At 60.7% G+C, this 11,537-nt stretch carries 10 protein-coding genes; 8 read left to right on the plus strand and 2 right to left on the minus strand.

What is annotated here, in order from left to right; translation table 11 throughout:
- The first annotated feature begins 277 nt into the window (after positions 1 to 277).
- The 4 genes from ACM6I7_RS14885 to ACM6I7_RS14900 all read left to right on the plus strand — a co-directional run bounded on the left by ACM6I7_RS14885 (position 278) and on the right by ACM6I7_RS14900 (position 5,499).
- A complete protein-coding gene (locus tag ACM6I7_RS14885) occupies positions 278 to 2,869 on the plus strand; it encodes a glycosyltransferase (protein ID WP_003222095.1) in 2,592 nt (863 codons plus the stop codon).
- A 216-nt stretch (positions 2,870 to 3,085) separates the two neighbouring features.
- Complete coding sequence (gene dapE / locus ACM6I7_RS14890; RefSeq protein WP_414888802.1) at positions 3,086 to 4,237, plus strand: succinyl-diaminopimelate desuccinylase; 1,152 nt, start codon at positions 3,086 to 3,088, stop codon at positions 4,235 to 4,237.
- A complete protein-coding gene (locus ACM6I7_RS14895; protein ID WP_135295051.1) occupies positions 4,237 to 5,046 on the plus strand; it encodes a putative RNA methyltransferase in 810 nt (269 codons plus the stop codon). Before dapE ends, ACM6I7_RS14895 begins: the two co-directional genes overlap by 1 nt.
- A 75-nt stretch (positions 5,047 to 5,121) precedes the next feature.
- Positions 5,122 to 5,499, plus strand: coding sequence for a hypothetical protein (locus tag ACM6I7_RS14900; protein WP_414888803.1), 378 nt, complete (start codon positions 5,122 to 5,124; stop codon positions 5,497 to 5,499).
- Positions 5,500 to 5,653: 154 nt separating this feature from the next.
- On the opposite strand, the gene ACM6I7_RS14905 is transcribed toward ACM6I7_RS14900, so the two are convergent.
- Positions 5,654 to 5,863, minus strand: coding sequence for a cold-shock protein (locus ACM6I7_RS14905; protein WP_016771489.1), 210 nt, complete (start codon positions 5,861 to 5,863; stop codon positions 5,654 to 5,656).
- A 237-nt stretch (positions 5,864 to 6,100) separates the two neighbouring features.
- Between ACM6I7_RS14905 and plsB the strand changes: the two genes are divergently transcribed.
- From plsB to ACM6I7_RS14925, 4 genes are all read left to right on the plus strand, one after another.
- On the plus strand, positions 6,101 to 8,599 hold the full coding sequence (gene plsB, locus ACM6I7_RS14910; RefSeq protein WP_027611015.1) for a glycerol-3-phosphate 1-O-acyltransferase PlsB: 2,499 nt from the start codon (positions 6,101 to 6,103) through the stop codon (positions 8,597 to 8,599).
- Positions 8,600 to 8,696: 97 nt separating this feature from the next.
- Complete coding sequence (locus tag ACM6I7_RS14915; RefSeq protein ID WP_096795820.1) at positions 8,697 to 9,383, plus strand: hypothetical protein; 687 nt, start codon at positions 8,697 to 8,699, stop codon at positions 9,381 to 9,383.
- 50 nt (positions 9,384 to 9,433) lie between these two features.
- Positions 9,434 to 9,832 carry a YbaY family lipoprotein gene (locus ACM6I7_RS14920; protein ID WP_414888804.1) on the plus strand — a complete coding sequence of 133 codons (399 nt, stop codon included), beginning with the start codon at positions 9,434 to 9,436 and terminating at the stop codon, positions 9,830 to 9,832.
- Between the two features lie 21 nt (positions 9,833 to 9,853).
- Complete coding sequence (locus tag ACM6I7_RS14925) at positions 9,854 to 10,543, plus strand: DUF4197 domain-containing protein (protein ID WP_086792179.1); 690 nt, start codon at positions 9,854 to 9,856, stop codon at positions 10,541 to 10,543.
- A 38-nt stretch (positions 10,544 to 10,581) separates the two neighbouring features.
- Here ACM6I7_RS14925 and ACM6I7_RS14930 read toward each other — a convergent pair whose 3' ends face one another.
- Positions 10,582 to 11,316: a hypothetical protein gene (locus ACM6I7_RS14930; protein ID WP_414888805.1), complete on the minus strand. Its 735-nt coding sequence runs from the start codon at positions 11,314 to 11,316 to the stop codon at positions 10,582 to 10,584.
- Between the last annotated feature and the right edge of the window lie 221 nt (positions 11,317 to 11,537).

The following is an 11,537-nucleotide window of genomic DNA, read 5'->3' on the forward strand; positions in this document are numbered from 1 at the left end:
GCTTGCTCCCGCCGGGTCGCGAAGCGGCCCTTGAAAAGCGGCCTGCTTCGCAGTCCAGCGGGAGCAAGCTCCCTCGCCACTGGGAATTGCTATAACTAAACAACAAAGTTTTCTCTTACAAGCTGTTACTAAAGAACTTAAATCAGGTTGGACTGCCCAATGTCGGGCATTTTCCTGCCCGGTGTACGAGCAGTGAACTGCCGGTGTAGGATTCGCGCCCTTTTGGCGTAAGCCGATCCGTTCCTTCGTTCCACAGCCTTTGGAACCCGAAATAGCTATGTCATCGCGTAAATTTGGTCTCAACCTGGTGGTGGTTCTGGCAATCGCCGCCCTGTTCACCGGTTTCTGGGCGCTGATCAATCGCCCGGTCTCCGCGCCCAACTGGCCGGAGCAGATCTCCGGTTTCTCTTATTCGCCATTCCAGCAGGGCCAATTCCCACAGAAGGATCAGTATCCGACTGACGACGAAATGCGCCGTGACCTGGAGATCATGAGCAAGCTGACGGACAACATCCGCATCTACTCGGTCGACGGTTCGCTGCAGGACATCCCGAAACTGGCGGAAGAGTTCGGTCTGCGCGTGACCCTCGGGATCTGGATCAGCCCCGATCAGGAACGCAACGAGCGCGAGATCCAGCGCGCCATCGAACTGGCCAATACTTCGCGCAGCGTGGTTCGTGTGGTGGTCGGTAACGAGGCGATCTTCCGCAAGGAAATCACCGCCGAGCAACTGAGCGTGCTGCTGGATCGCGTGCGCGCGGCGGTGAAAGTGCCGGTGACCACCTCCGAGCAGTGGCACGTCTGGGAAGAACACCCGGAACTGGCCAAGCACGTTGACCTGATCGCTGCGCACGTCCTGCCTTACTGGGAATTCATCCCCGTGGACAAGGCCGGACAGTTCGTCTTCGACCGCGCCCGTGACCTGAAAAAGCTGTTCCCGAAAAAACCGTTGCTGCTGTCCGAAGTCGGCTGGCCGAGCAACGGTCGCATGCGTGGTGGCGCCGATGCGTCGCCGGCGGATCAGGCTATCTATCTGCGTACGCTGGTCAACAAACTCAACCGTCAGGGCTTCAACTACTTCGTGATCGAAGCCTTCGACCAGCCGTGGAAGGCCAGTGACGAAGGTTCGGTGGGCGCCTACTGGGGCGTGTTCAACGCCGCGCGCCAGCAGAAATTCAACTTCGAAGGCCCGGTGGTCGCCATCCCGCAATGGCGCGTGCTGGCCATCGGTTCGGTGGTGCTGGCGCTGCTGTCGCTGACCCTGCTGATGATCGACGGCTCGGCCCTGCGCCAGCGTGGCCGCACCTTCCTGACCTTTATCGCGTTCCTTTGCGGTTCGGTGCTGGTGTGGATCGGTTACGACTACAGCCAGCAATACAGCACGTGGTTCAGCCTGACGGTGGGTTTCCTCCTGGCGCTGGGTGCGCTCGGGGTGTTTATCGTGTTGCTGACCGAGGCGCATGAACTGGCCGAAGCGGTCTGGACCCACAAGCGCCGGCGTGAATTCCTGCCGGTGGTGGGCGACTCGGACTACAGGCCGAAAGTCTCGATCCACGTCCCTTGCTACAACGAGCCGCCGGAGATGGTCAAACAGACCCTTGATGCCCTGGCCGCCCTCGATTACCCGGACTATGAAGTCCTGATCATCGACAACAACACCAAAGACCCGGCCGTCTGGGAGCCGGTGCGCGACTACTGCGCAACCCTCGGCCCGCGCTTCAAGTTCTTCCACGTATCACCGCTAGCCGGGTTCAAGGGCGGTGCGCTGAACTACCTGATTCCGCACACCGCCAAGGACGCCGAAGTGATTGCGGTGATCGACTCCGACTACTGCGTGCATCCGAACTGGCTCAAGCACATGGTGCCGCACTTCGCCGATCCGAAAATCGCCGTGGTGCAGTCGCCGCAGGATTACCGCGACCAGAACGAAAGCACCTTCAAGAAGCTCTGCTACGCCGAATACAAGGGCTTCTTCCACATTGGCATGGTCACCCGTAACGACCGCGACGCGATCATTCAGCACGGCACCATGACCATGACCCGGCGTTCGGTTCTGGAAGAGCTGGGCTGGGCCGACTGGTGCATCTGTGAAGACGCCGAACTCGGCCTGCGCGTGTTCGAAAAAGGCCTGTCGGCGGCGTATTACCACGACAGCTACGGCAAGGGTCTGATGCCGGACACCTTCATCGACTTCAAGAAGCAGCGTTTCCGCTGGGCCTACGGCGCAATCCAGATCATCAAGCGTCACACCCGCAGCCTGCTGCGCGGCAAGGACACCGAACTGACCCGTGGCCAGCGTTACCACTTCCTCGCGGGCTGGTTGCCGTGGGTCGCGGACGGCATGAACATCTTCTTCACCGTCGGCGCGCTGTTGTGGTCGGCGGCGATGATCATCGTGCCGCAACGGGTCGATCCGCCGCTGCTGATTTTCGCAATCCCGCCATTGGCGCTGTTCGTGTTCAAGGTCGGCAAGATCATCTTCCTCTACCGTCGCGCCGTCGGCGTGAACCTCAAAGATGCGTTCTGCGCCGCACTGGCTGGCCTGGCGTTGTCGCACACCATCGCCAAAGCGGTGCTGTACGGCTTCTTCACCAGCAGCATTCCGTTCTTCCGCACGCCGAAAAACGCCGACAACCATGGCTTCTGGGTGGCGATTTCCGAAGCGCGGGAAGAGCTGTTCATCATGCTGCTGTTGTGGGGCGCGGCGCTGGGGATCTACCTGGTGCAGGGCATTCCGAGCAACGACATGCGCTTCTGGGTGGCGATGCTGCTGGTGCAGTCGCTGCCGTACCTGGCCGCGCTGATCATGGCGTTCCTCTCGTCGCTGCCAAAACCTGCGACAGCGCCTGAACCGGCGCCTGTCGTCTAATTCCTCTTTGATCCACTAAACGGCGGCCAATGGTCGCCGTTTTGCTTTAAGATAACCGCCATTTTGCGGGGCACTCCTCTAATCCCTGTGGGAGCGAGCCTGCTCGCGAAGGCTTTGTAACATTCACCGATTATGTTGACTGACACACCGCATTCGCGAGCAGGCTCGCTCCCACATTGATAGTCCGCGCCCACATTCATGACTCCGGAGTTTTCCATGACGGCCCACGCCGACCTTTCGCCGACCCTTCAACTCGCCATCGACCTGATCCGCCGTCCGTCCGTGACGCCGGTCGACGCCGATTGCCAGAAGCAGATGATGCAGCGCCTGGGCGATGCCGGTTTCACCCTGGAGCCGATGCGCATCGAGGACGTGGATAACTTCTGGGCCACCCACGGCAACGACGACGGCCCGGTGCTGTGCTTCGCCGGCCACACCGACGTGGTGCCGACCGGTCCGGTGACCGCCTGGCAGATCGACCCGTTCAACGCGGTGATCGATGAACACGGCATGCTCTGCGGTCGCGGCGCGGCGGACATGAAAGGCAGCCTGGCGTCGATGACCGTCGCCGCCGAGCGCTTTGTCACCGACTACCCGAACCACAAGGGCAAGGTCGCGTTCCTGATCACCAGCGACGAAGAAGGCCCGGCGCACCACGGCACCAAAGCGGTGGTTGAACGTCTGGTGGCGCGCAAAGAACGTCTGGACTGGTGCATCGTCGGCGAACCGTCGAGCACCACGCTGGTCGGTGACGTGGTGAAAAACGGTCGTCGCGGCTCGCTGGGCGCCAAGCTCACCGTGCGCGGCGTGCAGGGTCACGTGGCCTACCCGCATCTGGCGAAGAACCCGATCCACCTCGCCGCTCCGGCGCTGGCCGAGCTGGCCGCCGAGCACTGGGATCACGGCAACGATTTCTTCCCGCCGACCAGTTTCCAGATTTCCAACCTCAACTCCGGCACCGGCGCGACCAACGTGATCCCGGGTGATCTGGTGGCGGTGTTCAACTTCCGCTTCTCCACCGAATCCACCGTCGAAGGCCTGCAGAAACGCGTGGCCGACATCCTCGACAAACACGATCTGGACTGGCACATCGACTGGGCGCTGTCCGGTCTGCCGTTCCTCACCGAGCCGGGCGCGCTGCTCGACGCGGTGTCGTCGAGCATCAAGGACATCACCGGCCGTGAGACCAAGGCGTCGACCAGCGGCGGCACTTCCGATGGCCGCTTCATCGCGACCATGGGCACGCAGGTTGTTGAACTGGGCCCCGTCAACGCGACCATCCACCAGGTCAACGAGCGTGTGCTGGCGGCCGATCTCGACGTGCTGACCGAGATCTACTACCAGACCCTGATCAAGTTGCTCGCCTGATGCTCGCGTGCCCGATCTGCAGTGAACCGCTGAACAGCGTCGACAACGGCGTGGTCTGCCCCGCAGGCCACCGCTTCGACCGTGCGCGTCAGGGCTACCTGAATCTGTTGCCGGTGCAGCACAAGAACAGCCGTGACCCTGGCGACAATCAGGCGATGGTCGAGGCGCGCCGCGACTTCCTGAATGCCGGGCATTACGCGCCGGTGGCCAAGCGTCTGGCCGAGCTGGCGGCGAGTTATGCGCCAGCGCGCTGGGTCGATATCGGCTGTGGCGAGGGTTACTACACCGCACAGATCGCCGATGCCCTGCCGGACGCCGATGGCTACGCACTGGACATCTCCCGCGAGGCGGTCAAACGCGCCTGCAAGCGTAATCCGGCAATCACCTGGTTGATCGCCAGCATGGCCCGCGTGCCATTGGCGTCGGGCAGTTGCCAGTTTCTCGCCAGCGTTTTCAGCCCTCTGGACTGGGCAGAAGCCAAGCGCCTGCTCAGCGTCGGCGGCGGCCTGATGAAGGTCGGCCCGACCAGCGGCCACCTGATGGAACTGCGCGAACGTCTGTACGACGAAGTGCGCGAATACACCGACGACAAGCATCTGGCCCTGGTGCCGGAAGGCATGGCGCTGGCGCACAGCGAAACCCTGGAATTCAAACTGACGCTGGACAAGCCCGAGGATCGCGCCAACCTGCTGGCGATGACGCCCCACGGCTGGCGCGCCAGTGCCGAACGCCGCGCCGCCGTGATCGAACAGGCCGAGCCGTTCGTGACCACCGTATCGATGCGCTACGATTATTTCGTTCTTCAATAACTTTTGGTCTCGGGCAAGTGCCCGGGGCCGGCTAAATCCGCGAATGGATTTTTCAGACCCGCAGTGAGGACATCCATGCGCCAACCGGATATCGAGATTTACCTGAAAGACGCCGACGTCGACCACAAGGCAATTTCCGCCTGGCTCGGTGAGGCTCTGGGCCAGTGCAGCGACTGGGTACAGAAAGGCCAGACCTACAAGTGCAAGGCCGGCAACATCCCGGTGACCTGGTTGCCGAAAGCCGTGGGCAAGTGGAACAGCCTGTACCTGGAAAGCGATGCGACCCCATGGGACGACGACATCGCCTGCGCCCGTGCAGCTTTCGCCGCGCTGAACGTCGAAGTGCGTTGCGCACCGGGAACGTGGGTCGAGGAAGAGGGTGAGGAAACGGCTGATCGCTGGATTCGCATCAGCGCCGACGGTGAAGAAGAGATCACCTGGAAAACCGCGTAACAACAGTCAACGCAGATCCAAATGTGGGAGCGGGCTTGCTCCGGGCGGCGTTCCGACGAATGCGGTGTATCAGCTACACATGTGCTGAATGACACGACGCATTCGCGAGCAAGCCCGCTCCCACAGTGGTTTTGGGATGTTTTGGAGGGTTGTGTTACAGACCGACCACATCCTCAGCCTGCAAACCCTTCTCGCCAGTAATCACCGCATACTCAACCTGCTGACCTTCAGTCAGCGAGCGATGCCCTTCGCCACGGATCGCGCGGTAGTGCACGAACACGTCCACCCCGTCGTCGCGCTGAATGAAGCCGTAGCCCTTGGCGTCGTTGAACCACTTCACATTGCCGGTTTCACGTGTTGCCATCTGTTCATACTCCTTTTTTATTATTGAACAGGCTTTTCGCAGGAAAGCCTTTGCGGAACGTCAGCCTGCGCCCGACGTCCATAAAGGGCCCCGGCGACAGATTGCCGAGTATATGACAGGCGCAAAAAGTCTCAACAGGAGATTACTTCGCCGCTTTTTTGCCGATTTTCGACTAATACGGCAAACTGTCGACCGCCCGAGCAAACGCTCGGTTTTATTCACTCACGCAGAAGCCGTATGACCCGTTCCCCGTTCCGCCGTCTTGTGTTTGGCACCTTGCGCCGACTGTTGTACCTCTGGGTTCGCTCGGAGACGATCAACCAGTCGTCGTTCACCCTCAACCTCGACCGCAGTCGTCCGGTGTTCTACGTCCTGCAAAACCCTTCGCTCACCGATCTGGCGGTGGTCGACACCGAGTGCACCAAGGCCGGTCTGCCGCGTCCGGTGCTGCCGGTGTCGGTGGGGCCGTTGATCGAACCGGCGGCGTTTTTCTATCTGACGCCGGATCCGGACTGGCTCGGTCGTCAGGACAAGCGCGGCGCACCGCCGACCCTGACCCGTCTGGTCAGCGCCCTGACCCAGAACGCTGCCGAAGACGCGCAGATCATTCCGGTGAGCGTGTTCTGGGGCCAGTCGCCGGACAGCGAAAACAGTCCGTGGAAGTTGCTGTTTGCCGACAGCTGGGCCGTCACCGGGCGCCTGCGCCGGCTGCTGAGCATCATCGTTCTGGGGCGCAAGACCCGCGTGCAGTTCTCCGCGCCGATTCACCTGCGCGAACTGATCGAGCACAACAAGGGCCACGAACGCACCGTACGCATGGCCCAGCGGATCCTGCGCGTGCACTTCCGCAACCTCAAAGCCGCGGTGATCGGCCCGGACATTTCCCACCGCCGTAACCTGGTCAAAGGCCTGCTCAACCAGCCACTGGTCAAGCAAGCGATCCTCGACGAAGCCGAGCGCGAAAACATCTCCCCGGAAAAAGCCAAGGCCCAGGCCCTGCGCTACGGCAACGAGATCGCCTCGGACTACACCTACACCGCGATCCGTTTTCTCGAAGTGGTGCTGAGCTGGTTCTGGAACAAGATCTACGACGGGATCAAGGTCAACCACATCGAAGGCGTGCAGAAGGTCGCCCAGGGTCACGAAGTGATCTACGTGCCGTGCCACCGCAGCCACATCGACTATCTGTTGCTGTCTTACTTGCTGTTCCGCAACGGCCTGACCCCGCCGCACATCGCCGCCGGGATCAACCTGAACATGCCGGTGATCGGCAGCCTGCTGCGTCGTGGCGGCGCGTTCTTCATGCGCCGCACGTTCAAGGGCAATCCGCTGTACACCTCGGTGTTCAACGAATACCTGCACACCCTGTTCACCAAAGGTTTCCCGGTCGAGTACTTCGTCGAGGGCGGCCGCTCGCGCACCGGGCGCATGCTGCAACCGAAAACCGGGATGCTCGCGATCACGATGCGCAGCTTCCTGCGTTCGTCGCGGATGCCGATCGTTTTCGTGCCGGTGTACATCGGTTACGAGCGCGTGCTGGAAGGTCGTACCTACCTCGGCGAACTGCGTGGCGCGAGCAAGAAGAAAGAGTCGATCTTCGACATCTTCAAAGTCATCGGCGCGCTCAAGCAGCGCTTCGGTCAGGTCGCTGTGAACTTCGGCGAGCCGATCAAACTCGCGGAATTCCTCGACAGCGAACAGCCAGACTGGCGCCAGCAGGAACTCGGCCCGCAGTACAAACCGGCGTGGCTCAACGAGACCACCAACCGCCTTGGCGAGAAAGTCGCGCAGCACTTGAACGAAGCAGCGGCGATCAACCCGGTCAATCTGGTGGCGCTGGCGCTGCTCTCGACCACCCGCCTGGCACTGGACGATCGGGCCATGGCACGGGTGCTGGATCTGTATCTGGCGCTGTTGCGCAAAGTCCCTTACTCGCCGCACACGACCCTGCCGGAAGGCGATGGCCGCGCGCTGATCGAGCATGTGAAGGACATGGATCTGCTGTCCGAGCAGAACGATGCGCTGGGCAAGATTCTCTATCTGGACGAGCAGAACGCCGTCCTGATGACCTACTACCGCAACAACGTGCTGCACATCTTCGCCTTGCCGGCGCTGCTGGCGAGCTTCTTCCAGAGCACCTCGCGCATGAGCCGCGAGCAGATCCTGCGCTACACCCGCGCGCTGTATCCGTACTTGCAGTCGGAGCTGTTCATTCGCTGGTCGCTGGAGGAACTGGACGGCGTGGTCGATCAATGGCTGGAAGCGTTCGTCGAGCAAGGCCTGCTGCGTTTCGAGAAGGACGTGTACATGCGTCCGGCGCCAAGTTCGCGGCACTTTGTGTTGCTGACCCTGCTGTCGAAAAGCATCGCCCAGACCCTGCAGCGTTTCTACATGACCGTGTCCCTGCTGCTCAACAGCGGCCAGAACAGCATCAGCGCCGAAGAGCTGGAGGATCTGTGCACGGTCATGGCCCAGCGCCTGTCGATCCTCCACGGTTTGAACGCCCCGGAGTTCTTCGACAAGAGCCTGTTCCGCCACTTCATCCAGACCCTGCTCGACCTCGACGTGCTGCGTCGCGACGAAGCGGGCAAGTTGAGCTACCACGAACTGCTCGGCGAACTGGCCGAAGGCGCTGCCAAACGGGTGTTGCCGGCGGAGATTCGTCTGTCGATTCGTCAGGTGGCTTTGCATCGCAGTGAAGATGCCGCCGAAACAGCGGATACACCACAAGTCTGAAACTTGCTGACAACTAACGGGCGCGCACTTCAATGGCCCCGTTAGTTGATTCATGGATTAATAGGCTCACTCCACCAATCACGATACGGATATCGAGATGAGCCTGTTAACCGAAGAAACTTGCGCAGTAATCCTGGACTTCCGCCTACCGCCCGAATTCCACGCGCCTGCCGATGGTGTCAATGAAACCATTGTCAGCGTCAAAGTTTTCAATTCCCAATCGCCTGTTAACATCAAGGACTGGCACCGTGCTGCGATCTTCGACGCTGGCTGGAAATTTGACTTCCCTCATCACTACGGCGATGTAGGCGTCAGGTACCAAGTCAATGTGCAGATCCTTCATGACCAAATACCCTTGCTGATCGAGCAGGACTACTTCGTCACTGTCAACAACACTCCCCATCGGCAAACCCTGCACCTGAGCCCGATCGGTTTTCTATATGTCGAGGCTCAAGAAGCCGAAATTGTTGCGCCAGAAGAAGCGGTCACCATCAGTCTGCATGAAGCAGAGTCTCCCGAAGTTGAGCTGGTAAGTGTCAAACAGGACGAACAGTCAGTCTCCGGGTTTTATCTGAAATATGATCCTGACAGCGTTATACCCGGTAAACGCTATGCACTGACGGGTATTGAAAACCGCTACCATCAACGTCTTTTGATCTCGCCTGAACAAGTCGAACTGGCTCCCGCGGTGCCCAGTACCCGCGCGCTGTCGTTTCAGAAATTAATGCAGTGGCTGGAAAAACCCTTACGTTTGTTCACTGACGCTGGCGCCAAAATCCGCTAGATTTCCTTCGGCGCCGGGATTCTTCCGGCGCAATCGTCTCAGAGGTCCCGATGAAAAAACTCACCCTTCTCGCCGCAGCCACCCTGTTGAGCGCCTGCCAGTCGACCACCCCCGCCGGCAAGGTCGGCCTCGACGGCGAAGTGTTCTACCTGCAACGCATCGCCCTGCCACCAAGCGCGACCCTGAGCGTGAGCCTGCAGGACGTGTCGCTGGCCGACGCCCCGGCGGTGGTTCTCGACGAACAGAAAGGCCCGGTCAAAGGCCAGGTGCCGCTGCCGTTCCACTTGAGTTACGATCCGGCCCAGGTCAAACCCGGCCACCGCTACTCGGTCAGCGCGCGCATCGAAGTCAACGGCGAGTTGATGTTCATCACCACCGAAAACCACGCCGTGCAACTGGACGGCAACGATCCGCAGCCGCTGAGAATCCGCGTCGACGCCATTCGCTAATTGTCTTTCAAGGAAGCTGCCATGCTCCGCCCTACCCTTCGCTTCGCCGGCCTGTGCGCGGGCCTGATGATTTCTGCCAGCGCCCTGGCGCTGTCGCTCAGCGACCTCTCGCAACAAGACGCCACCGGCGGCCTCAAGGACGCCCTGACCCAAGGCGCGCAAATCGCCGTCAAACAACTCGGCACCCCGGGCGGCTTCAGCAACAACCCGGAAGTGAAAATCGAACTGCCGGGCAAACTCGGCAAAGTCGCCGGCAAGATGAAAGCCTTCGGCATGGGCGCCCAGGTCGACGAACTCGAAACCGCGATGAACAAGGCCGCAGAAAGCGCCGTGACCCAGGCCCAGCCGATCCTCGTCGACGCCGTGAAGAAAATGACCGTGGCCGACGCCAAAGGCATCCTCAGCGGCGGCACTGACTCGGCCACCCAATACCTGGACAAAACCAGCCGCGAGCAGATCCGCGCCAAGTTCCTGCCCATCGTCAAACAAGCCACCGACAAGGTCGGCGTAGCGCAGAAATACAACGCCTTCGCCGGCCAGGCCGCGACCCTCGGCGTGGTGGATGCGAAGAGCGCCAACGTCGAAAACTACGTCACCGAACAAGCGCTCAATGGCCTGTTCGAAATGATCGGCAAACAGGAAGAAACCATCCGCAAGAATCCGGCTGCTGCAGCGACGGGCCTTGCGAAGAAAGTGTTCGGCACTTTGTAATTTTTGCCGCACGAAAAAGCCCGCTGAACCGGTGAAGGTCAGCGGGCTTTTTGTTGCGTGTCAGCCTTGCGGATCGACCTGATCGAGGACGCGGTTAACCGACAGCTCAGCGAGCGATTTTTAAACAGACCAAAGAGATTGGGTGGCTGGGCGGGCCTCTTCGCGAGCAAGCCCGCTCCCACAGTTGGATTGAGTGCAGGCAGTTGGAGATTAGTCGGCTCATAGGCCGCCATCGCGAGCAAGCTCACTCCTACAGTGGGATTGGGTGCAGGCAGTTGGAGATTGGTCGGCTCATAGGCCGCCATCGCGAGCAAGCTCACTCCTACAGTGGGATTGGGTGCAGGCAGTTGGAGATTGGCCGGCTCGTAGGCCGCCATCGCGAGCAAGCTCACTCCTACAGTGGGATTGGGTGCAGGCAGTTGGAGATTGGTCGGCTCATAGGCCGCCATCGCGAGCAAGCTCACTCCTACAGTGGGATTGGGTGCAGGCAGTTGGAGATTGTTCGGCTCGTAGGCCTCCATCGCTGGCAAGCCAGCTCCCACAGTGGGATTGGGGACGGTCAGTTGGAGTTTGGTCGGCTGGCAGGCCGCCATCGCGAGCAGGCTCACTCCTACAGAAAAGCAAAAGCCGACCACATGCTTTTCACCACTCAACAGGATGAGCGCAAGCTCGGCTGAAGCTCTTGATCTTGCCTTGCCGGCCCCTTCGGCAGGCTGAGTGGAGGGGTTTGTCCGGGGGTGGGAGCGCAGCGACCGTTCGACGAAGTCGAACACATCGAGAGGAGGTGCAGCGAAGCAAACCGGAGGCGATGCGCCCGGATGAACCCCGCAACGAAGGAACCCGAGCCTAAGCGAGGGCCGTACGCCGGGGCCCAGCGTTTTGGTTACTTTTGGGCGTCTGCAAAAGTGACTCGCCGTAAGGGCGAAACCGCCAGCCGCAGCACCCGAAGCAACGGATATAAACCCAAAACCCCCAGAACCTGGTCGGCCCAAAG

It is taken from the genome of Pseudomonas sp. IT-93MI4 (assembly GCF_949767635.1).
GTDB lineage: Bacteria > Pseudomonadota > Gammaproteobacteria > Pseudomonadales > Pseudomonadaceae > Aquipseudomonas > Aquipseudomonas putida_A.

Coding starts and splice junctions, on each gene's coding strand:
- ACM6I7_RS14895 (WP_135295051.1), top strand. CDS start 4,237: ATGCTCGCGTGCCCGATCTGCAGTGAACCGCTGAACAGCGTCGACAAC.
- ACM6I7_RS14900 (WP_414888803.1), top strand. CDS start 5,122: ATGCGCCAACCGGATATCGAGATTTACCTGAAAGACGCCGACGTCGAC.
- ACM6I7_RS14920 (WP_414888804.1), top strand. CDS start 9,434: ATGAAAAAACTCACCCTTCTCGCCGCAGCCACCCTGTTGAGCGCCTGC.
- dapE (WP_414888802.1), top strand. CDS start 3,086: ATGACGGCCCACGCCGACCTTTCGCCGACCCTTCAACTCGCCATCGAC.
- ACM6I7_RS14925 (WP_086792179.1), top strand. CDS start 9,854: ATGCTCCGCCCTACCCTTCGCTTCGCCGGCCTGTGCGCGGGCCTGATG.
- plsB (WP_027611015.1), top strand. CDS start 6,101: ATGACCCGTTCCCCGTTCCGCCGTCTTGTGTTTGGCACCTTGCGCCGA.
- ACM6I7_RS14905 (WP_016771489.1), bottom strand. CDS start 5,863: ATGGCAACACGTGAAACCGGCAATGTGAAGTGGTTCAACGACGCCAAG.
- ACM6I7_RS14915 (WP_096795820.1), top strand. CDS start 8,697: ATGAGCCTGTTAACCGAAGAAACTTGCGCAGTAATCCTGGACTTCCGC.
- ACM6I7_RS14885 (WP_003222095.1), top strand. CDS start 278: ATGTCATCGCGTAAATTTGGTCTCAACCTGGTGGTGGTTCTGGCAATC.